General features: G+C 72.1%; 19 protein-coding genes. 10 read left to right on the plus strand and 9 right to left on the minus strand.

Translation table 11 applies throughout. The features are described from left to right. Positions 1–194: 194 nt before the first annotated feature. On the plus strand, positions 195–689 hold the full coding sequence (locus AB0C21_RS23925) for an Imm21 family immunity protein (RefSeq protein ID WP_500207029.1): 495 nt from the start codon (positions 195–197) through the stop codon (positions 687–689). Here AB0C21_RS23925 and AB0C21_RS23930 read toward each other — a convergent pair. After that, entirely contained in the window at positions 686–1,633 is a 948-nt protein-coding gene (locus AB0C21_RS23930; protein ID WP_500207342.1) for a helix-turn-helix transcriptional regulator, read from the minus strand. The two genes, AB0C21_RS23925 and AB0C21_RS23930, sit on opposite strands and share 4 nt — an antisense overlap. Before the next feature lie 67 nt (positions 1,634–1,700). On the opposite strand from AB0C21_RS23930, the gene AB0C21_RS23935 reads away from it, so the two are divergent. The 6 genes from AB0C21_RS23935 to AB0C21_RS23960 all read left to right on the plus strand — a co-directional run bounded on the left by AB0C21_RS23935 (position 1,701) and on the right by AB0C21_RS23960 (position 5,814). After that, positions 1,701–2,270 carry a DinB family protein gene (locus tag AB0C21_RS23935; protein ID WP_500207030.1) on the plus strand — a complete coding sequence of 190 codons (570 nt, stop codon included), beginning with the start codon at positions 1,701–1,703 and terminating at the stop codon, positions 2,268–2,270. A gap of 1 nt (position 2,271) precedes the next feature. Next, on the plus strand, positions 2,272–2,709 hold the full coding sequence (locus tag AB0C21_RS23940) for a VOC family protein (RefSeq protein ID WP_500207032.1): 438 nt from the start codon (positions 2,272–2,274) through the stop codon (positions 2,707–2,709). 282 nt (positions 2,710–2,991) lie between these two features. Continuing rightward, positions 2,992–3,711 carry a hypothetical protein gene (locus tag AB0C21_RS23945; protein WP_500207033.1) on the plus strand — a complete coding sequence of 240 codons (720 nt, stop codon included), beginning with the start codon at positions 2,992–2,994 and terminating at the stop codon, positions 3,709–3,711. A 64-nt stretch (positions 3,712–3,775) separates the two neighbouring features. After that, entirely contained in the window at positions 3,776–5,335 is a 1,560-nt protein-coding gene (locus tag AB0C21_RS23950; protein ID WP_500207035.1) for an FAD-binding oxidoreductase, read from the plus strand. 78 nt (positions 5,336–5,413) lie between these two features. Further along, entirely contained in the window at positions 5,414–5,554 is a 141-nt protein-coding gene (locus AB0C21_RS23955; protein ID WP_500207037.1) for a hypothetical protein, read from the plus strand. Positions 5,555–5,556: 2 nt separating this feature from the next. Further along, entirely contained in the window at positions 5,557–5,814 is a 258-nt protein-coding gene (locus AB0C21_RS23960) for a hypothetical protein (protein WP_500207039.1), read from the plus strand. Positions 5,815–5,884: 70 nt separating this feature from the next. Here the strand turns inward: AB0C21_RS23960 and AB0C21_RS23965 are convergent, their stop codons facing one another. Both AB0C21_RS23965 and AB0C21_RS23970 read right to left on the minus strand, forming a co-directional pair. Continuing rightward, a complete protein-coding gene (locus AB0C21_RS23965; protein ID WP_500207040.1) occupies positions 5,885–6,520 on the minus strand; it encodes a hypothetical protein in 636 nt (211 codons plus the stop codon). Positions 6,521–6,554: 34 nt separating this feature from the next. Beyond that, complete coding sequence (locus AB0C21_RS23970) at positions 6,555–7,118, minus strand: TetR/AcrR family transcriptional regulator (protein WP_500207042.1); 564 nt, start codon at positions 7,116–7,118, stop codon at positions 6,555–6,557. A 103-nt stretch (positions 7,119–7,221) separates the two neighbouring features. Here AB0C21_RS23970 and AB0C21_RS23975 point away from each other — a divergent pair, with 103 nt between their 5' ends. Further along, the gene (locus tag AB0C21_RS23975; protein ID WP_500207043.1) at positions 7,222–8,136 is read left to right on the plus strand and encodes an SDR family oxidoreductase; all 915 of its coding nucleotides are present in this window, start codon (positions 7,222–7,224) and stop codon (positions 8,134–8,136) included. 50 nt (positions 8,137–8,186) lie between these two features. Here the strand turns inward: AB0C21_RS23975 and AB0C21_RS23980 are convergent, their stop codons facing one another. From AB0C21_RS23980 to AB0C21_RS23995, 4 genes are all read right to left on the minus strand, one after another. Continuing rightward, a complete protein-coding gene (locus AB0C21_RS23980; RefSeq protein ID WP_500207045.1) occupies positions 8,187–10,955 on the minus strand; it encodes an alkaline phosphatase family protein in 2,769 nt (922 codons plus the stop codon). Positions 10,956–10,958: 3 nt separating this feature from the next. Next, entirely contained in the window at positions 10,959–12,308 is a 1,350-nt protein-coding gene (locus AB0C21_RS23985; protein WP_500207046.1) for a hypothetical protein, read from the minus strand. After that, the gene (locus AB0C21_RS23990; protein ID WP_500207047.1) at positions 12,305–13,282 is read right to left on the minus strand and encodes an ABC transporter ATP-binding protein; all 978 of its coding nucleotides are present in this window, start codon (positions 13,280–13,282) and stop codon (positions 12,305–12,307) included. The genes AB0C21_RS23985 and AB0C21_RS23990 overlap by 4 nt, the downstream gene beginning before the upstream one ends. Positions 13,283–13,511: 229 nt before the next feature. Then, positions 13,512–14,339, minus strand: a complete 828-nt coding sequence (locus AB0C21_RS23995) for an NmrA family NAD(P)-binding protein (RefSeq protein WP_500207049.1) — start codon at positions 14,337–14,339, stop codon at positions 13,512–13,514. Positions 14,340–14,426: 87 nt separating this feature from the next. On the opposite strand from AB0C21_RS23995, the gene AB0C21_RS24000 reads away from it, so the two are divergent. Then, the gene (locus AB0C21_RS24000; RefSeq protein WP_500207051.1) at positions 14,427–15,284 is read left to right on the plus strand and encodes an oxidoreductase; all 858 of its coding nucleotides are present in this window, start codon (positions 14,427–14,429) and stop codon (positions 15,282–15,284) included. A 22-nt stretch (positions 15,285–15,306) separates the two neighbouring features. On the opposite strand, the gene AB0C21_RS24005 is transcribed toward AB0C21_RS24000, so the two are convergent. Further along, positions 15,307–16,182: an alpha/beta fold hydrolase gene (locus tag AB0C21_RS24005; RefSeq protein WP_500207053.1), complete on the minus strand. Its 876-nt coding sequence runs from the start codon at positions 16,180–16,182 to the stop codon at positions 15,307–15,309. Between the two features lie 77 nt (positions 16,183–16,259). On the opposite strand from AB0C21_RS24005, the gene AB0C21_RS24010 reads away from it, so the two are divergent. Then, positions 16,260–16,967 carry a glycerophosphodiester phosphodiesterase gene (locus AB0C21_RS24010; RefSeq protein ID WP_500207344.1) on the plus strand — a complete coding sequence of 236 codons (708 nt, stop codon included), beginning with the start codon at positions 16,260–16,262 and terminating at the stop codon, positions 16,965–16,967. Between the two features lie 27 nt (positions 16,968–16,994). Here AB0C21_RS24010 and AB0C21_RS24015 read toward each other — a convergent pair whose 3' ends face one another. Then, a complete protein-coding gene (locus AB0C21_RS24015) occupies positions 16,995–18,443 on the minus strand; it encodes a DEAD/DEAH box helicase (RefSeq protein WP_500207055.1) in 1,449 nt (482 codons plus the stop codon). Between the last annotated feature and the right edge of the window lie 248 nt (positions 18,444–18,691).

Consider the following 18,691-nt stretch of genomic DNA (forward strand, 5'->3'; position numbering starts at 1 on the left):
TGCGCATACTTCCCCCTCGCCGGCCCGGCGCCCGCGCGTGAGGGGAGGTCGTGCATGGCGGCGGCGCCCCGTCCGGCCGTCGTTCCCGCCGCATCACCACAATCCACCTTAATCGTCGCATATGGCCACGTCACGGGGGAGGATGTCCGACACGCGGTGTACGTTGACGCCTCCGGCGACGAGAGGGTGTGCCTATGGACTGGGTCGAGTCCGGTGGGGGACCGCTGCTGGCCGCGCCCGCGTCGCAGCTCGCCCGCTGGGAGGGCTCCACCGACGACGAGGGCCCAGTCGAGACCTGGGGCGACTACGGTCGCGCCTGCGCGGTCGAGGGCTACATCGGGCTGGTCGGTGTCGGAGCCGGGCAGGGCCTCGTCCTCGGCGACGAGCCCGCCACCACGACGTACCTGCCCGACGAACGCCTCTTCGTGCGCTGGGCGGCGGCCGACTCCGAGTCCGAGCTCGTCGACGCGGCCAGGCAGGCCGTCCACCACGTCGACTGGGAGGAGGAGCTCGGCTGGGACGTCGACGGCCCCGTCGTCCTGTTCGACTCCGCCTGGCCGGGCGCGACCCCCGAGCCCGGCAACCACCTCAAGATCGACCTGGCCCCGGGCCGCTACCGCGTGCGCGCCGCGTACACGAAGGACGAGCGCACCTGGATGATCCTCGTCCACCTCCAGCCGGCGTCCTAACCGGCCATCGCCGCCAGGCGCCGGGCGAGCCGCGCGGCGGCCTCCCGCAGCTCCGCGGGCTCCAGCACCTCCACCTCGAAGCCCAGCCTGGCCACGTGCAGGGCGAGGGAGTCGAGGTCCGCCGCGCCGACGACGAGGACGCACCAGCCTTCGCGATCGTCCTCGACCCGTCCCACCTGGGGCGGGACCAGCTCCCGCACCCGGTCGGGAGGGGCGTGCACCCGGATCCGCGCGAGATGCCGGTACGGCGCCTCGGTCACGGCCCGCTGCACGTAGGCGACCGGGTCGGGATGCTCCCTCGGCCGGAACCGCCAGGTCGTCGCCGCGGCCTCGCGCATCCGGTCCAGCCGGAAGGTGCGCCAGCCGTCGCGGTCGACGTCCCACGCCATCAGGTACCAGCGGCGCCCGGTGGCGACCATCCGCACCGGCTCCACCGTGCGCTCGCTCTCCCCGCCGCCGCGCCGGGGGTAGCGGAACCGCACCCGGACCTCGTCGCGGCACGCCCGCGCGAGCGTCACCAGCAACTCCGCGTCGATCTCGACGCCCGGCCCGACGAGGGTCTCGGTGGCGCCGTGCACCGCCCGCACCTCGGCGCGCAGCCGGGGCGGCATCACCTGGTCGAGCTTCGCCAGGGCCCGCAGCGCCGCCTCGCCCGCCCCGGCGACCGTGCCGCCCGACGCCATCCGCAGGGACACCGCCGTCGCGATCGCCTCCTCGTCGTCGAGGAGCAGGGGCGGCAACCGGGTGCCCGCGCCCAGCCGGTACCCGCCGCCCACGCCCGCCGTCGCGTGCACCGGGTACCCGAGCGCGCGCAGCCGCTCCACGTCGCGCCGCACCGAACGGTCGGTGACGCCCAGTTCGGCGGCGAGCGCGTCGGCGGTCCAGGACGCCCGCCGCTGGAGCAGCGCCAGCAGCCGCAGGACCCGCTCGGTCGTCCCCTCCACGCTCACGCCTGCATCGTCCCACGAATTGCGGACCGTAGCTGTCCGCGATTGCCGCCACACTGGCCCCATGACCGACACCTGGAATCCGCTGCTCCGGGAGCAGATCTCCTGGCACTGGGACAACCAGCTGCGTCCCCGCATCAGCGGCCTTACCGACGACGAGTACTTCTGGGAGCCCGCGCCCGGCTGCTGGAGCGTGCGTCCGCGCGGCACGGGCACCGCGCCCGTACAGACCGGTGCCGGTGCGATGACCATCGACTTCGCGATGACGCGGCCCGACCCGGCCCCGCTCACCACGATCGCCTGGCGGCTTTCGCACGTGATCGTCGGTGTGCTGGCGGCGCGCAGCGCCGCCCACTTCGGGCGCGCGCCCACCGACTACCAGGCGTTCGAGTACGCCGCGACGGCGGACGAGGCGCTGGCCCGGCTCGACGCGGAGTACGCGACATGGCTGGCCGGGGTCGAATCCCTCGGCGAGGCCGGCCTGGCCCGCCCGTGCGGCGAGGCCGAGGGGCCGTACGCCGAACGTCCCCTGGCGGCGCTGGTCCTGCACATCCACCGGGAGCTGATCCACCACCTCTCCGAGGTGTGCCTGCTCCGCGACCTCTACCTGCACACTCACAAGGAGGCGAGCTGACATGGCCCGCGACGTCCAGATCACCTTCGACTGCGCCGACCCGGCCGCGCTGGCGGCCTTCTGGGCCGAGGCCCTCGGCTACCGGCTGCAGGACCCGCCCGGCGGTTTCGCCTCGTGGGACGACGCCCTGGAGGCGATGGGCGTCCCGCCCGAGAACCGCAACGACGCCTCGGCGGTGGTCGACCCCGAGGGCGCCGGGCCCCGGCTGTTCTTCCAGCGCGTCCCGGAGGGCAAGCAGGCCAAGAACCGCGTGCACCTCGACGTGCGAGCCGCGCCCGGCCTCGACGGCGACGCGAGGATGGCGGCCCTGGAGGCCGAGGCCGAGCGCCTCGTCTCCCACGGCGCCACCCGTCTCCAGCGCCACGACCCCGAGCCCCCGCTGGGGGCCGGCCACATCGTGATGACCGACCCCGAAGGCAACGAGTTCTGCCTCGACTGACGACCCCGGGACCCCGCCGGCCGTCTCGGTCACTGCTCGGCGACACCGACGCGGGTCCCTCCGACCGGAAGGACGCTCTGGAGGAGACCGCCGCCGCCCATCCCGGCATCGCCGTCCACCCCGCGGTCGCGTGCCCTGGCGCTCCTGCCGCTCACGGGGAGAGGTGCGCCAAGGTTTTTCCGTGCCTGGAGTTAGAGGCGCGATTCAGTACATATAACTCTGAGTGATAAGGAGTGACAATCCGTCATTGCGCGTGCGGTGCGCGATGCGAAAGGACGAGGGATGAACGGTAGGCAGCGAGGCAGCAGAGCAGTCGGATCCGCCTTCGCGGCGGCGGTCATCGCGGCGACCCAGCTCGTCGGGTCCGGTGCGCACGGCGCCACGGCGGCCGCCGCGGTCTCGTCGCCGGTCGGCGGCCGTGCGGCCACGGCCGGGTACGAGGTGTCGAACCACGACCAGAAGGTGGCGCTCTACACGGCCATGCGGAAGCTGTGGTCGGACCACATGCACTGGACGTACGCGACGGTCGACGCGTTCTTCCACAACCGGGCGGCGCTGCAACCGACGCTCGACCGCCTGCTGCAGAACCAGCGCGAGATCGGGGGATCGTTCGAGCCGTTCTACGGCCCGGCCGCCGCGAACAGGCTGACCGACCTCCTGCTCACGCACATCAAGCTGGCCGTTCCGGTGCTCCAGGCCGCGCAGGCCGGTGACCAGGCGAGACTGCGCGACGCCATGGCCGCGTGGTACGCGAACGCCAGGCAGATCGCCGACTTCCTCACCAAGCTCAACCCGCGGAACTGGCCCCGGTCGGCGACGCGGCCGATCATGAGGGAGCACATCACCCAGACGAAGGTGTACTCGGTCGACCTCCTCAAGGGCGACTACAAGAAGTCGATCACCGACTTCGAGCTCGCCCTCCGGCACATGCTGAAGCTGTCCGACATCCTCGCCGGCGGCATCATCGCGCAGTTCCCGGACAGGTTCCGCGCCTCCTCCTAGGGAGGCCGTGCCGGGGAGCCGACGCGCCGGGGCGTCCCGCGTCCCCATGGCGCATCATGGTGCGATGCGGTCTTGGTGGGGTTGGGGAAATCTGCGGGACGCGGTCGCGGGTGCGGAGCGGGCGGCGCTGGTCGGGCGGGTGGCGGCCCTGCTCCCCGGCGCCGATCTGCGGGACCACGAGCCCCCGGCGATCGGCGACCTGGACCTGCGGCCCCCGCGGATCGCCGCGCCCCCGTCCCTGGCCGGCCTCTGCTCGGACGACCCGTCCGACCGGCTCGGCCACGCGCGCGGCAAGGCGTTCCGGGACGTCGTCCGCAACCTGCTGGGCGACGTGGGCGAGGTCCCCGATCTGGTGCTGAGGCCCCGCGACGAACGCGATGTGGTCGACGTCCTGGACTGGTGCACCGGCGCGGGGATCGCCGTCATCCCCTACGGCGGCGGCAGCTCGGTCGTCGGCGGTGTCGAGCCGCGCTTCGCGGGGCCCGCGATCAGCCTCGACCTGGGCCGCCTCGCCGACGTCCTCGACATCGACACCACCGCCAGGGCGGCCAGGATCCAGGCGGGCATCTACGGCCCGGCGCTGGAGGACCGACTGCGCCCGCACGGCCTGACCCTGCGGCATTTCCCCCAATCCTTCGAGTTCTCCACGCTCGGCGGCTGGCTCGCCACCCGCGCGGGCGGCCACTACGCCACCGTGCTCACCCACATCGACGACCTGGTGGAGTCCCTGCGGGTGGTGACTCCCGTGGGAGTGAGCGAGTCGCTGCGGCTGCCCGGCTCGGGCGCGGGCCCTTCCCACGACCGGCTCTTCCTGGGCTCCGAAGGAACCCTGGGCGTCATCACCGAAGCGTGGATGCGTCTACAGGACCGGCCCCGCTGGCGCGCGGGAGCGTCCGTCCTCTTCAACGACTACGACGGCGCCGTGGCCGCGACCCGGGCCTTGGCGCAGTCCGGTCTGAACCCGGCGAACTGCCGCCTGCTCGACCCCATGGAAGCCCTGCTGAACGCAGGCACCGACGCACCGGGCGGGGTGCTCGTCCTGGGCTTCGAATCAGCCGACCACCCGGTCGACGCGGCCCTGAACCGAGCATTGGAACTCTGCCGGGACCACGGCGGCGACCCGCAGCCCCGCTCGAAGCGCGACGCGTCCGACACCTGGCGCACCGCGTTCCTGCGCATGCCCTACCAGCGCGACGCCCTCGCCGCCCACGGCATGATCGTGGAGACCTTCGAGACGGCCTGCACCTGGGGCGCCTTCCCCGCCCTGCGCGAGGCGATCACGGCGGCGGCGCAGGAGGCGATGCGCGCGGTCGGCGCCGAAGGCGTGGTGACGTGCCGTTTCACCCACGTCTACCCGGACGGCCCGGCCCCCTACTTCGGCGTCTACGCATCCGGCCGCTGGGGCTCAACGGTGACCCAGTGGGACGAGATCAAGACAGCGGTGTCCGACGTCCTCTCCGCCCACAACGCCACCATCACCCACCACCACGCGGTCGGCCGAGACCACCGCCCCTGGTACGACCACCAACGCCCGGCCCCCTTCGCCGCCGCTCTACGAGCGGTCAAATCCACCCTCGACCCGTCCGCAATCCTCAACCCCGGCGTCCTGCTCGACCCGTCCTGACCCAGTTGAAAGGCGCCGGACAATCCATAGCGGCTGCCAGACAAATGCCAAAGGCGGACCGAATTCTTTTCGCTCGGGATGGAAGCAGAACTCGGGAACCCGCTGACCAGTGGTCACGATGTCGTGAAGCTGGAAGCCTTCCAGCGAGAGGTCTCGGCGGGCATCCCTGTTCCCGCCGGTATCGCCGACATAGCGAGTTATCGCAAGGAGGAGAACTGAGTATGCCCGAAGAAGAGATCACGTACTACGCGATCACGGGACGCGGCAAGACGGTCGATGACCCGCACGGCATCGTTCGACGGCGCCGCTCTCCAGATATCGGAACTCTGGACGAGGCCCTCCAACGAGATCTTCAATGGCATCGGACCGGCATCATCGTCGAGTGGGAGCACTCCAGCTTTTCCGATGAGTTGGAGGAGGTCAGCGAAGAGAAGGCGATGCAGATCGTTGAAGCCTTCCGTGCGGGCGGCCCCTACTGAGCGACCGGTTTCGTGCCGTCCGGCCCGCCCTTTCACGGCTCCGGCGGGGTCTGTGGCGGGGCGTGGAGAGTCAGAGGGACGTCAAGCAGTACAGCCGCTCGTCGTTCTCGCGGGCTTCTCTGGCGAACCGTGTCAGCCGCTCGACCAGGTTCAGCAGGACATCCGCCTGCGCCTCGTACTTGCGTACCGCCTCGGAGCGGCCCCACCGCGCGGCTACCTCCGGTATCTCCGTGTCGTGAACACCCGCCAGTGTGTCCCGGACGCCGACGTCGAACTCCCACACCCATGGGCCCCCTGCCCAAGCATCGTCCTCGGCAGGGCCATCGGGCCCGGGAGCCGGCGATATCGGCCACACAATGGTCTGCTCGACCAGCCCTCGGCTCGTCGGAACCCGCCTGATGGCCGCGATGAGCTCGGGCAACAGGCTGTCGTCGTCCATTCCGGTGGCGTCGACTTTTCCGAGAGCGGAGAGACCTGCACCGAAGGGCGGGTCACCGAGCGCGTCGTCGGGCGGCTCGACGCCCAGCAGACCCTCCTCGAACATGATCCGCTTCGCCTCCTCCTCCATCGCCCGTACGACGACCCCGGCGTCGGGTGCGCGGAGATAGTCGGTCAAAACACCCAAGCCAGCCTCCAGGTGACCGGTTCGATCGGCCGCCACTAGATCACGGAGGGCCGACAGTCGCCGGAACGCCTGCGTGGGCACGCCGAGAGGCGGCGTCGGCGTCCCGCACCTCATGTCAGGGCGCTGTCACGGTCCTGAGGTGGTCGAGTGATCGCCGGATGCTCTCGGCCAGTTCCTCCTCGGCGGGTTCGTTGAGCCAGTGGTTGAAGGCAACCTTGAAGACGGCGATTCCGGTTTCGGCGGTCAGGGGGGCGGTGGGGTCTGGGACGCCTCGGCGGCGGAGGGCGTCGGCCAGGGTGGAGGCCAGGGTCGCCAGTTTGATGAGTTCGCGTTCGCGGAGTTCCGTGTTCGCGTCGATGACGGCCTGGCGGCGGCGGGCGTGGGCGCGGCGGCCCACGAAGATCGCGCTGACGGCGTCCAGGGCGGCGGCCGTCGCGTCGAGCGGGGTCGCGGAGTCGGGCGCGTCGGCCACGGCCTTGGTGAGGACGTCCTGGAGCAGGGACGAGCCCGCGAACAGGACCTCGCGCTTGTCGGCGTAGTGGCGGAAGAAGGTCCGCTCGGTGAGGCCTGCGCGGGCGGCGATCTCCGCCACCGTCGTCTTCTCGTAACCGCGTTCACCGTAGAGGTCGAGCGCCGCTTCTTCGAGCCGGCCTCGCGCGTTCGGCTCCCATCGCCCCATGGCCTCGATCCTAACTCGATGACAGTCACTGTCATCGGTGAGCTATGGTGATGACAGTGACTGTCGTCGCTTGGACGATGGATCGGGTCGTTGGAGGTTTCTCATGCGCGTTTTCGTCACCGGGGCGTCCGGCTGGATCGGCTCGGCGCTCCTCCCGGAACTCATCGGCGCGGGGCATCAGGTCATCGGGCTCGCGCGGTCGGACTCCTCGGCCGCCAAGCTGGCGGCGGCCGGAGTCGAGGTGCGGCGGGGCACGCTCGACGATCTCGACGCCCTGCGGGAGGGGGCCGAAGCGGCGGACGGTGTCGTCCACCTCGCGTTCAAGCACGACATCGCGTTCGCGGGCGGGTTCCAGGAGGCGGCCGAGGCCGATCGCCGGGCCGTCGAGGCGTTCGGTGATGCGCTCGCCGGGACGGACAAGCCCTTCGTGCTCGCCTCCGGCCTGCTCGGGCTCGCGCCCGGGCGGGTGGCGACCGAGCGGGACGGGCGTGAGCCCGTCGAAGGGGAGGGGGTACAGGCTCGGCAGGCCACCGCGCAGCTCGCGCTCTCGTTCGCGGCTCGCGGTGTCCGCTCGTCCATCGTCCGGCTTCCGCCGACGGTGCACGGCGAGGGCGACCCGGGCTTCGTGGCCGTGCTGGTCGGCATCGCGCGCGAGAAGGGCGTCTCCGGATGCATCGGGGACGGAGCCAACCGATGGCCCGCGGGGCATGTGTCGGACGCCGCGCGGCTGTTCCGGCTGGCGCTGGAGAAGGCCCCGGCGGGGTCGGCGCTGCACGCGAACGACGATGAGGGCTTGTCGCTGCGGGCCGTGGCCGAGGTGATCGGACGCCGTCTCGACCTGCCCGTGGCGTCCATCGCCCCCGAGGACGCCGCCGGGCACTTCGGGTGGCTCGCCGGAGCCGTAAGCATGGACGCTCCGGCGTCGAGCGCGCTGACCCGCGACCTGCTGGGGTGGAGCCCGACCGGCCCGAGCCTCATCGACGATCTGGAGAAGGGGCACTACTTCCAGGCCCCGTGAACGGCGGCACGGCCCGCCGGGGTCGCCGGCGGGCCGTGGGGTCGCGGAGATCAGCCGTCGGTCTCCGGGGACGGCAGGTAGCGGCCGGGGACCTCGTCCGGCGTGAGGACCTTCTTCTCACCCGGGTAGGGCGTGGACCAGTCGTGAGACTGGTACCAGGTGAAGTGGTCCATCATCACGGGGTTGGCGCGGTCCGGCGTCGTGGTCGACCCGTTCTGGGCCTGCTTGCGCTGCCAGGCCGTCCACGCGTCGGCGATGCGCTGCTGGTCGGCGGTCAGTGCGGCCGGCTTGGCCGAAGCGGCTCCGGCGGGGGTGTCGTTGCCGCAGTCCGGTGGGGTGGCCAGGCCGTCGGTGAGCGGCACCTGGTTGGGCTTGGCGGTGAACGGCGTGAAGTCGGGCTTGGTGGTGAAGGCCCGGCTCATCGGGGTGGCGGCGCTGTCCTTCTGGTTCATCGGCTGGATCCCGAGGATCTGCTCGATGGTGCGGATCATGGTGATCTGCGTGTAGTAGCGGCTGTCCACCGTGCCGTGGTTCGCCCACGGGCTGATGATCTGGACGGGGCCGCGCGCGCCGTCGACGTGGTCGACGCCGTTCTGGGTGTCGTCCTGGATCACGAAGATCGCGGAGTCCTTCCACCACTTGCTGTGCGAGATCGTCTCGACGATCCTGCCCACGGCCAGGTCGTTGTCGGCGACCTGGGCGACCGAGTTCGGCGCGCCGCCGGTGTGGTCGCTGGACAGCCAGAACATGTTGAGGTTGGCCGGGCCGTTGGCCGCGAAGTGCCGCTTCCACATCTCGTACCGGTAGATGTCCGGGATGTTGGTGTCGTACTTCGGATAGTCGTGCACCGTGATCTTGTTGAGGGACGGGATCGGCGACTGGGTGTCGGTCTTGAGGGTGGTGTTCTGACCGGTCTCCGCCATGGTGCGGGCGTCGCAGTAGAACTTCTGCCACGTCGCGCCCGCGGGCTTGGTCAGGAACTGGGTGAACTCGCCGAAGTTGAGGGCGCTCTTGCCGGCGGCCGCGGCACCGGTCCACAGGAAGCCGGTGCGCTGGTGGCCCAGCGCGTCGTCCTCGGTGTCGTAGCTGCGCTCGTACAGGCCGGCGCTGGACTCGGTGTACTCGGGGTTGTCGGCCTGCACCAGCCAGTTGTGGCCCTCGGCGGAGTTGGTGCCGATGGAGTAGGTGTTGTCGTAGAGGCCGAACTGGCGCGCCAGGGCGTGCTGGTTCGGGGTCACCTTCTCGCCGAACTGCGCCATCGACGGGTCGCCGTTGCCGCGCGGGTCGTCGCCGAAGAGCTGGTCGTAGGTGCGGTTCTCCTTGACGATCAGGAAGACGTGCTTGATGGTCGACGGGTCGCCGAGGCGCCGCGGGACGGGCACGGCGCGCTGCGGCCTGCCCTTGGCGGGCTTGACGTCGTTCCTGCCCCAGCCGTTCTGCGCGAAGACCGTGGCCGTGGACTTGGCGATCACCTTGTCGGACGGCAGCCGGAACCGGAGCAGCGAGCCGGTCGAGTCGTGGGTGTTGTGGCCCGTCGCCGGCTTCGTCCCGGCGCCCTTGTCGATGGTGCGCGTCGGGCCGCGCTCGCCGATGCCCCGCATGTTGGTGACGACCACGTTCTCGCCGACGGTGGTCACCTCCGCCGGGTAGTAGTCCGTCGGGAGGAGGCCGACGTAGCGGACCGGCGCCTGCGGCGAGGTGTAGCGGTAGACGGCGACCGCGTTGGCGCGGCCGAGCGTGACCAGCAGGCGGCCGTCCCTGGTGAGGGTCACGCCGTTCGGGGCGTACCCGACGTCGGACTGCGGCCAGGGCCGGGTCGCGATCGTCTGGACGACCTTGTCCTTGGACGTGTCGATGACCGAGACCTGGTCGTCGAAGGTGTCGGTGACGAAGAGCGCGCCGCGGGCCGCGTGCAGCGCGGTCGGGTGCAGGCCGACGTCGATGGAGCGGACCTCGGCGTCCGGCTCGGCGACGTTGATCACGCTCACGGTGCCGGTGGTCGTCGCCCCCGTGTCCGGGTTCGCCGGGACGTCGGTGCCGTAGGAGTTCATCGTCGTCTCGCCGGGCTTGGCCGGACGGCCGCCCTCGTTGCTGACGTAGAGCTTGCCCCCGACGAGCGCCAGGCCGCGCGGCGCGGTGCCCACGGTCCAGCTCCGCCGGATCGCGCCGGTCGCGGGGTCCATCGCCACGACGCGGTTCTGGCCGTTGACGGCGGCGTACACGGTCGCGCCGTCGGCGGCGAAGACGGCCTGGGCGGAAATGGCCTTCTTCTGGCCCTGAGCGGCGATGGTGATGAACGTGGGGGCGCCGAGGGTGCCGTCGTCCTTCACCGGGAAGCGGTTGAAGCCGGTGGCCTGCGGCAGCCACAGCGTCTTGCCGTCCGGCGAGTAGGCCGGGCCCTCCTGCCCGACGTTGTTGCTGCTGATGCGCACGCCGGCGGACTTGTCGGTCCCGGCCTGCTGAAGGATCTTGTAGGTCTTCAGGTCGACGATGGTGAGGGCGATCCCCCGGTCGTTGGTGAGCGCCGCCAGGTGGCGGCCGTCCGGGCTGACCGTCGAGGCGAGCAGCTTGCCGTTGTCGACGAGCAGGCGGTCGCCGATCGGCTTGATGACCTGGTCGCCGGCGAGTTGCAGACCGCCGTCCCTGGTGGTGGAGCCGACCTGGTTGGAGCCGAACACCTCGGTGGAGGCGAGGGCGACTCCGCCGCCGCCCAGGGTGAGGGCCGCGGTGCCGGCCGCCACGAGGCGGGTCCGGCGGCCGGTCCGCGAACCGAAGAGCCCGGTCCGGGCCTTCGGGGCGCGTTGGCGCGTGACGTGCATCTGTTACTCCTCCGGAGCACTTGCGAGCAGGTCGACGTGCCCGTCGAACTGCCACAGGGGGTTGGGTGCGTCCCCGGTCGGGGTGCGGATCTGGAAGTAGCCGTTGACCTCCTTGGGGCCGTCGCCGTCGGCGACGTACCGCCCGTTCGCGGTGACGTCGAGCTGGTAGATGGCGCTGCCCACGGCGGTCGCGCCGGGCAGGTGCCAGGACACGACGCACCGCCAGTCGTTGCCCGGCCCCTCGTCGGCGACGCGGGAGCCGCCCTTGTCGCAGGACGCGGTGACCCGCAGCTCCGCCTCGGTGACGTCCGGACGGTGGAGCTGCCGCGTCTGCAACCGGTAGAGGTGGCCGTACACCGTGGCGAGGGAGTTCTGGACCTTCGTCCGCTCGATCCCGGAGCCCTCGGCCGGGGTCGTGGCGCTGACCAACGCGAAGGTGAGGACGACCAGGCCCGTCAGCGGAAGCGCTCCCGCGACGAGGACGCGCCGTCCCGACCCCTCGTAGGACGGATCGGTGAAGTCGCGGCGCAGGAACAGGCGGTAGGCCAGCGCGGTGGCGACGGCCGCCCACGCCAGGCTCACCGCGAGGCCGATGACGAGGGGGCGTGCCTGGACGGGGCTGGTGAACAGGCCGCGCCAGGCGAGGAAGCCGTGGCTCGGCAGGGCCGTCCGCACGGCCACCGGCAGCGGGAGCAGCTGCGCGAGCTGCAACGCGAAGGCGAGCAGCGCCGGCATCAGCAGCCCCATGGGGGAGCGGCCCAGGGCGACCGATCCGAGGAGGCCGACCGCCGCGAACGCCAGCGTCGGCGCCAGCACGCACGCCCACGCGAGCAGGACGGTGCCGGCCGCGTCGCCCGGGGAGAGGAGGTGGCCGTCCAGCCCGACGAGCGGATGGCCGCCGACCGCCGCCAGGCCCCCGGCGATGCCCGACCCGGCCAGCCCCGCCACCAGCAGCAGGAGCACGGTGACGCTGGCGAGGCCCTTCGCCACGAAGATCCGCCGCGGCGAGCGGACCGCCATGAGGAGATGGCGCCAGGTACCCAGCCGGTCCTCGGCGGCGAACACGTCGCCGGCCACCAGCGCCGTCAGCAGCGGCAGCGCCCAACTGCACGAGAAGTCGAGGACGACCAGCGGCCCCGCCCAGCCGGTCGCGTGCATCCAGCGGCCGAAGACCGTGTCGGTGGGCAGCATGCTCTGCAGGCTCACCACCGCCACGTAGCCGGCTGGACCGATCCAACAGACGAGCAGCATCAGCCGTGTCCGCCACTGCGACAGCAGCTTGACCAGCTCGAACCGGTAGCCGCGCACCAGCGGCGCGGGCTTGGCCTCGATCCGGGTGGGTGCGATGGTCACGCCGCGTCCTCCTCGTCGGCCGCGTCGGTCGCGGCGGTCCGCCCGGTTCCGGTCAGGGCCAGGAACGCGGCTTCCAGCGGCGGCACCACGGGCGCCAGTTCCCGCAGCGCGACGCCGGCCTCCACCAGCCGCACCACCAGGTCCTCGATGACCGGCACGGCCCCGCGGACCACGAGCGCGTCGGCGTCCTGCCGGCCGGCGCCGTCGCGGCGGGACGGGACGGCGAGCCCCGGCAGGTCCGCCGCCACCCGGCGGGCCGCGTCCGGATCGGAGGTGAGCAGCCGGTAGTCCAGTTCGCCGCTCTCAGCGGCGAGCTTGCCCACCGTCCCGGAGAAGACGACCCGCCCGGTGGCGAGGACGGTGACCTCCGAGCACAGCGCGGCGAGGTCGTCCATCCGGTGGCTGGACAGGACCACCGCGGTCCCGCCCGCGGCGAGCCGGGTGATGACGCGGTGGACGTGGCGCTTCCCGGCGGGGTCGAGGCCGTTGGCCGGCTCGTCGAGCACGAGCAGCCGCGGTTCGGTCAGCAGCGCGGCGGCCAGCCCCAGCCGTTGCCGCATGCCCAGCGAGAAGCCCCGGATGCGGTCGTCGGCGACGTCCGTCAGCCCGACCTGCTCCAGCGCGTCGTCCACACCGGCGTCGCGGGAGCCGCGCCCGCGCAGCGAGGCCAGGGCCGCGAGGTTCTGCCGCGCGGTGAGCGACGGGTAGAGCCCGGGGCCGTCCACGAAGCCCGCGACGCCGCCGTGGACGGCGAGCGTCCGTCCCACCGGCGCGCCCAGGATCTCCAGGCTCCCGCCGTCGACGACGGCCAGGCCCAGCAGCAGGCCCAGCAGCGTCGTCTTGCCCGCGCCGTTGGGGCCGACCAGGCCGTGGACCTGCCCCTCGGCCACGTCGAGGTCGACGCCGTCGAGCGCGACCACGTCCCCGAAGGTCTTCCTGATCCCGCGACCCCGGACTGCGGGGCTGTGCTCCATGGCGCTCTCCCTTGCTCGCCCTCCGGCAAGAGGAAGCTAAGGAGCGCGGTTGGCCTTCGGAGATCGCGCAGGCGAACGTTGGGCGAATGGGGCTCATCCGGGGCGCCATGAAGCGGCGAATCGGCTAGGGAGCCGCGCAGTGGTCCTTCAGGAGCTCCCAGGGGCCCGCCGGGGAGAGGGCCAGGCCCCCACGCGCCGGTCGTGGCGGACCCCGCGGGCGGGAATCCCGTCAGCGGAAGTCGGCGGCGTGGTCTTCCGCCCACTGGCGGAAGGTGCGGGCCGGGCGGCCGAGGAGGCGTTCGACGGTGTCGGTCACGCGCTCCGGCTCCTCCACGAAGCCCTGCCAGGCCTTCAGCCGGGCCTGGACGAAGGCGGCGTCGCCCCAGGCGGCGGTCAGCTGCTCGCGGGCGATCTCCGGGGGCAGGTCCTCCCAGCGCACCTCGCGTCCGACGACCTCTCCGATGATGCGGACCTGCTCCCGGTGGGTGAGCGACTCGGGGCCGGTGACGACGTAGGCGGCCCCGTCGTGGCCGGGGGTGGTGAGGGCATGGACGGCGACGTCCGCGATGTCCCGTTCGTGGATCAGGGAGCGCGCGGCGTCCCCGTAGGGCCGGCGGACGACGCCCCGCCTGATCTGGTCGGCCCACGCAAGGGTGTTGGCGGCGAAATCGATCGCGCGCACGAACGTCCAGGCGAGCCCCGACCCGCGGATCAGCCGCTCGATCTCCTGATGGAAGGACGCGGCGGGCTCGCCGTCCGCGAGGTCGGCCACGTCCGTGGAGAGGTAGACGACGCGCCGGGCGTTGCGCGCGATCGCCTCGACGGCGCGCGAGTCCACCGGCAGGCCGGGCCACATCAGGTAGACGGCGTCCACCCCTTGAGCAGCGCGCTCCAGCGTCTCAGGGGAGCCGAGGTCTCCCTTGACGGCCTCGACCCCGGCGGGCACGCCCGCAGTGCCGCGGACCAGCGCCCGGACGTCATGGCCCGCCTCAGCCAAGGACGCGGCGACGTGCCGCCCCACCCGCCCCGTCGCCCCGGTCACCAGGTAAGTGCTCACGGCCCCGACCGTAGAACCTCGACCAGACTTGAGGTCAAGGCGGCGACGATCTCCGCGCTGACGCCCTGCGAGCTAGCATGAATGATCATGACTGCTGGAAGCTGGACGCTGGGCGGAGACCTGAAGGTCGCGCGGATCGGTTACGGCGCGATGAAGCTGACCGGATGGCCGAAGGGAGACCCGCCCGGCAGGGAGACCGCGCTGGGCATCCTGCGCCGGGCCGTGGAGCTCGGGGTGAACCACATCGACACCTCGCACTACTACTCGCGCGGCGGAGTGGCGGCGAACGAGCTGCTCCGGGAGGCCCTGCACCCCTATCCGGACGACCTCGTGATCGTCACCAAGGTGGGCGCGCTGGTCGAGGGCTCTGATCTCGCCCTTCCCGCGGAGCGGAAGAAGGGCCTCACCCCGGACGGCCTGCGTCGCGGCGTGGAGGCCAACCTGCGCTCGCTGGGAGTCGACCGCCTGGACGTGGTGAACCTGCGGATGGGCGACCTCGACCGGAGCGAGACGCCCTTGGCCGGACCCCTGGAAACGCTGCTCGCGCTCCGGGAGGAGGGCCTCATCCGCCACCTCGGAGTCTCCAACGTCACCCCGGCCGAGTTCGCCGAGGCCCGCGGGATCGCGCCGATCGCATGCGTCCAGAACCTCTACAACGTGTCCCAGCGGGACGACGACCCGCTCGTGGACGCCTGTGCGGAGGCGGGGATCGCCTACGTCCCCTTCTTCCCCGTCGGCGGGTTCGCCCCGGTCACGGCGGAGCACCTGGAGGCCGTCGCTGCCCGGCACGGCGCGACCGTCCCGCAGGTGGCCCTGGCATGGCTCCTCGCCCGCTCCCCGAACATCCTCCTGATCCCCGGCACGGGCTCACCGGCCCACCTGGAGGAGAACATCGCGGCCGGCGCCCTCACCCTGACCGAGCAGGACCTCGCCGAACTCGGATGACGGAGCGGTCCGCCGGGCGCGGCTACTTGAGGGTGCGTTCGGTGTCGGACCAGTGGGACAGGAGGGCGGCGGCGGTGGTTTCGGGGGCGTCCCAGGCGGGGGAGTGGGCGGCGCCGGGGATGACGACCTTGGAGGCGTTGAGCCTTTCGGCCATCGCGGCCTGCTCGCGGGGGTCCCAGGCGTCGTCGTCCTCGCCGTAGAGGACGAGGGTGCGCAGGCCCGTGTCGGCGCAGTGCTTGGCCAGCTCGTCGACGCGGTCGGGGGCGGTGAGGATCTCGTCGGCCATGCGGGTCAGGCCCTTCTCGGAGTTGCCGAGGGTGCGGGCCTTGAGGAAGGCGACGATCTCGCGCTGGACGCCGCGGCCGAGGTAGTCGGGTTCGAGGCTGAGCTCCCAGATCTGCTCCATGCCGAGCTCGGGGATGGCGTCGCGCAGGGCGCGGGCCCTGGCGGCGGCCTGGCCGCCGACGGCGGCGGGCCCCGAGCTCATCACGGTGAAGGACGCGGGGCGGGCCCCGGAGAGCACGGCCTCGCGGCACACCAGGCCGCCGAAGGAGTGGCCGACCAGGTGCACCGGGTCCGGGCCGAGGGCCGTCAGGAGGGCCGCGACGTCGGCGCCGAGGGCCGCGCGGGTGTAGGCGCTCTCGTCGTCGGGGCCGAGCGTCTCGTACTGCCCGCGCATGTCGATCGCGACGACGCGGCGGCCGGACGCGGCGAGGGTCTCCAGGACGGCGAGGAAGTCCTCCTTGCTCCCGGTGAGGCCGGGGACGAGGAGGGCGGGGCAGCGGTCGGGCGCGCCCGATCCCGGGAGGGCCTCCAGCGCGGCGAACGGGCCGCGGGAGGTCTCGACGGTCGTCCGGCGAACACCGGGGGGCAGACTCACGAACCGGGGCGTACTCACGGTGGAAACCTTAGTCAATGGGTGGCTACGTGCTTCGGTAAGAAATCTTCGGTGGTAGCGTCGCCAGCGTGGTCGCCATGCCTGCCATCTCCGCGCACCGCCGTGACGAGGCGGGCCTGACAGGTCTCGGCGAGGCCGCCGCGTCCGGCGCCGAGTACGTGGAGATCGACATCAGGCGGACCGGGGACGGCCGCCTCGTCGTCCACCACGACCCTGAGATCGGCGGGCTCCGGCTGAACCGGCTCAGCTACGCGCGGATCCAGGAACTCGCGGTGCGCCCCGTGCCGCTGGTCGCCGACGCCATGAAGATCATCGCGGGCCGGGCCCAGGGGCACCTCGACCTCAAGGAGCGCGGCTGCGAGCACGAGACCGTGGCGCTCGCCGTGGAGGCGTTCGGCACGGAGAACTTCGTGGTGACGACCCGCGAGGTCACGTCCCTCATGGAGATCAAGAAGAGCTTCCCCGGGGTGCGCACGGCCCTGTCGGTCGGGCGCAACCTGTGGGAGCGGGGCGCCGCGCACGACTTCGCGCCGCTGCGCCTGATCCGGCGGGCGGGGGCCGACATGGTCGCCCTCAACCACCGGCTCGCCCGCGTCGGCGTGCTGCGCCAGTGCGGACGCGCCGGGATCCCCGCCATGATCTGGACGGTCAACGCCGAGCCCGTCATGCGCCGGTTCCTCGGCGATCCGCGGGTCGCCGTCCTCGTCACCGATCATCCGGGCCTCGCCCTCAGGATGCGCGAGGTGGGAGGCCCGGACGGAACGCGAGCCGCGAGACCGAGTTGAGTCTCGCGGCCGGTGCTCCTCGCCCGATCAGGCGGTCTGCGACGCCTCGGCGGTACCGCTCCCGGTCGTCGCCGGCTTGCCGGCGCGGGTGCGGCGGCGGGTGCGGCTGCGCTTGCGCTCGGTCGCGACCGCGTCGACGACGTTGTCGTCTCCGGCGGGCTCGGCCTGCGCCGCGGTCGCCTCGACCGGCTTGCCGGCCCGCGTGCGGGTGCGGTCGCGCTTGCGGCGGCGCGGCCGGGGACGCTCGTGCTCGTGGTCGCGGTCACGGTCGCGGCCGCGGTCGTGGCTGCGGACCTTGCCCGTCTCGCCGATGTCCTCCAGCTCCTCGGCGTCCAGCCCCGCGCGGCCGTTGCGCTTGTCGGCGGGCAGCGTCCCCTTCGTGCCGGCGGGGATGCCGAGCACCTCGAAGAAGTGCGGGGACGTCGAGTAGGTCTCCTCCGGGTTGGCGAACGGCAGGTCGAGCGTGCTGTTGATCAGCTTCCACCGGACGAGATCGGACCAGTCGATGAACGTGACGGCGATGCCCTCCTTGCCCGCGCGGCCCGTCCGGCCGATGCGGTGCACGTAGGTGTCGGCGCTGTCGGGGCACTCGTAGTTGACGACGTGGGTGACGTCGTCGACGTCGAGGCCGCGGGCCGCCACGTCGGTGGCCACCAGCACGCCGATCTTGCCGCTGCGGAACGCGCGCAGCGCCCGCTCGCGCTGGCTCTGCCCGAGGTCGCCGTGCACGGCGGCGGCGTCGAAGCCGCGCTGCGCGAGGTCGGCGGCCACCCGGTCACACGCCCGCTTGGTCTGGCAGAAGATCATTGTCAGCCCGCGGTTCTCGGCCTGCAGCAGGCGGGCGATCATCTCCGGCTTGTCCATCTGGTGGGCCTGGAAGACGTGCTGGACGACCTGCGGTGTCGCGTCCGACTCGGTGTGCGACTCGGCCCGCACGTTGGTGGGACGGGTCAGGTACTTGCGCGACAGCGCGACGATCTCGCCCGGCATGGTCGCCGAGAACATCATCGTCTGTCGTTGCGCCGGGATCCGCTGGACGATGCGCTCGATGTCGGGCAGGAAGCCGAGGTCGAGCATGCGGTCGGCCTCGTCCAGCACCAGGATCTCGACCTTGGACAGGTCGAGGTGCTTCTGCTTCACGAGGTCGAGGAGCCGGCCCGGGGTGCCGACGACGACGTCGACGCCCTCGCGCAGCGCCTCGATCTGCGGCTCGTAGGCGCGGCCGCCGTACACCGACAGGACGCGCGTGCCGAGCTTGCCGCCGGCGACGAGCAGGTCGTCGGTGACCTGGAGGGCCAGCTCGCGGGTCGGTGCGACGACGAGCGCGCGCGGCTCGCGGCCGCCGTGCTCGATGCGCTGCAGCAGCGCGGCGCCGAACGCGAGGGTCTTGCCGGTGCCCGTGCGGGCCTGGCCGATGATGTCGTGCCCGCCCAGTGCGATGGGCAGGGCGAGTTCCTGGATGGGGAACGCCTCCACGATGCCTTCGGCTTCGAGGGCGTCTGCTATCTCGGGTACGACCCCGAGTTCACGAAAGGTAGTCAGGGCTTTCAGCCTCCAATATGCGGGGTCTCCGCTCCCGGGTGCGGCGCGGCTCGCCGGCGTGACGCCGCCCAGTCGGCGTTGTCCGCCGTTCCTGTGGCCGCGCGCTCGCGCGGGAGGGACCAGCCGTTGATCAAAATCCTTCGGCGACCGCAGTCAGGGGTTGAAAGCAGTCACTCGCTGTG

The sequence above is a fragment of the Spirillospora sp. NPDC049024 genome (assembly GCF_040649235.1).
Lineage (GTDB): Bacteria > Actinomycetota > Actinomycetes > Streptosporangiales > Streptosporangiaceae > Spirillospora.

Coding starts and splice junctions, on each gene's coding strand:
- AB0C21_RS23970 (WP_500207042.1), bottom strand. CDS start 7,118: ATGGGGCGATGGGAGCCGAACGCGCGAGGCCGGCTCGAAGAAGCGGCG.
- AB0C21_RS23950 (WP_500207035.1), top strand. CDS start 3,776: ATGCGGTCTTGGTGGGGTTGGGGAAATCTGCGGGACGCGGTCGCGGGT.
- AB0C21_RS23945 (WP_500207033.1), top strand. CDS start 2,992: ATGAACGGTAGGCAGCGAGGCAGCAGAGCAGTCGGATCCGCCTTCGCG.
- AB0C21_RS23990 (WP_500207047.1), bottom strand. CDS start 13,282: ATGGAGCACAGCCCCGCAGTCCGGGGTCGCGGGATCAGGAAGACCTTC.
- AB0C21_RS24010 (WP_500207344.1), top strand. CDS start 16,260: ATGCCTGCCATCTCCGCGCACCGCCGTGACGAGGCGGGCCTGACAGGT.
- AB0C21_RS24000 (WP_500207051.1), top strand. CDS start 14,427: ATGACTGCTGGAAGCTGGACGCTGGGCGGAGACCTGAAGGTCGCGCGG.
- AB0C21_RS23935 (WP_500207030.1), top strand. CDS start 1,701: ATGACCGACACCTGGAATCCGCTGCTCCGGGAGCAGATCTCCTGGCAC.
- AB0C21_RS23925 (WP_500207029.1), top strand. CDS start 195: ATGGACTGGGTCGAGTCCGGTGGGGGACCGCTGCTGGCCGCGCCCGCG.
- AB0C21_RS23960 (WP_500207039.1), top strand. CDS start 5,557: ATGCCCGAAGAAGAGATCACGTACTACGCGATCACGGGACGCGGCAAG.
- AB0C21_RS23980 (WP_500207045.1), bottom strand. CDS start 10,955: ATGCACGTCACGCGCCAACGCGCCCCGAAGGCCCGGACCGGGCTCTTC.
- AB0C21_RS23975 (WP_500207043.1), top strand. CDS start 7,222: ATGCGCGTTTTCGTCACCGGGGCGTCCGGCTGGATCGGCTCGGCGCTC.
- AB0C21_RS23955 (WP_500207037.1), top strand. CDS start 5,414: ATGGAAGCAGAACTCGGGAACCCGCTGACCAGTGGTCACGATGTCGTG.
- AB0C21_RS23940 (WP_500207032.1), top strand. CDS start 2,272: ATGGCCCGCGACGTCCAGATCACCTTCGACTGCGCCGACCCGGCCGCG.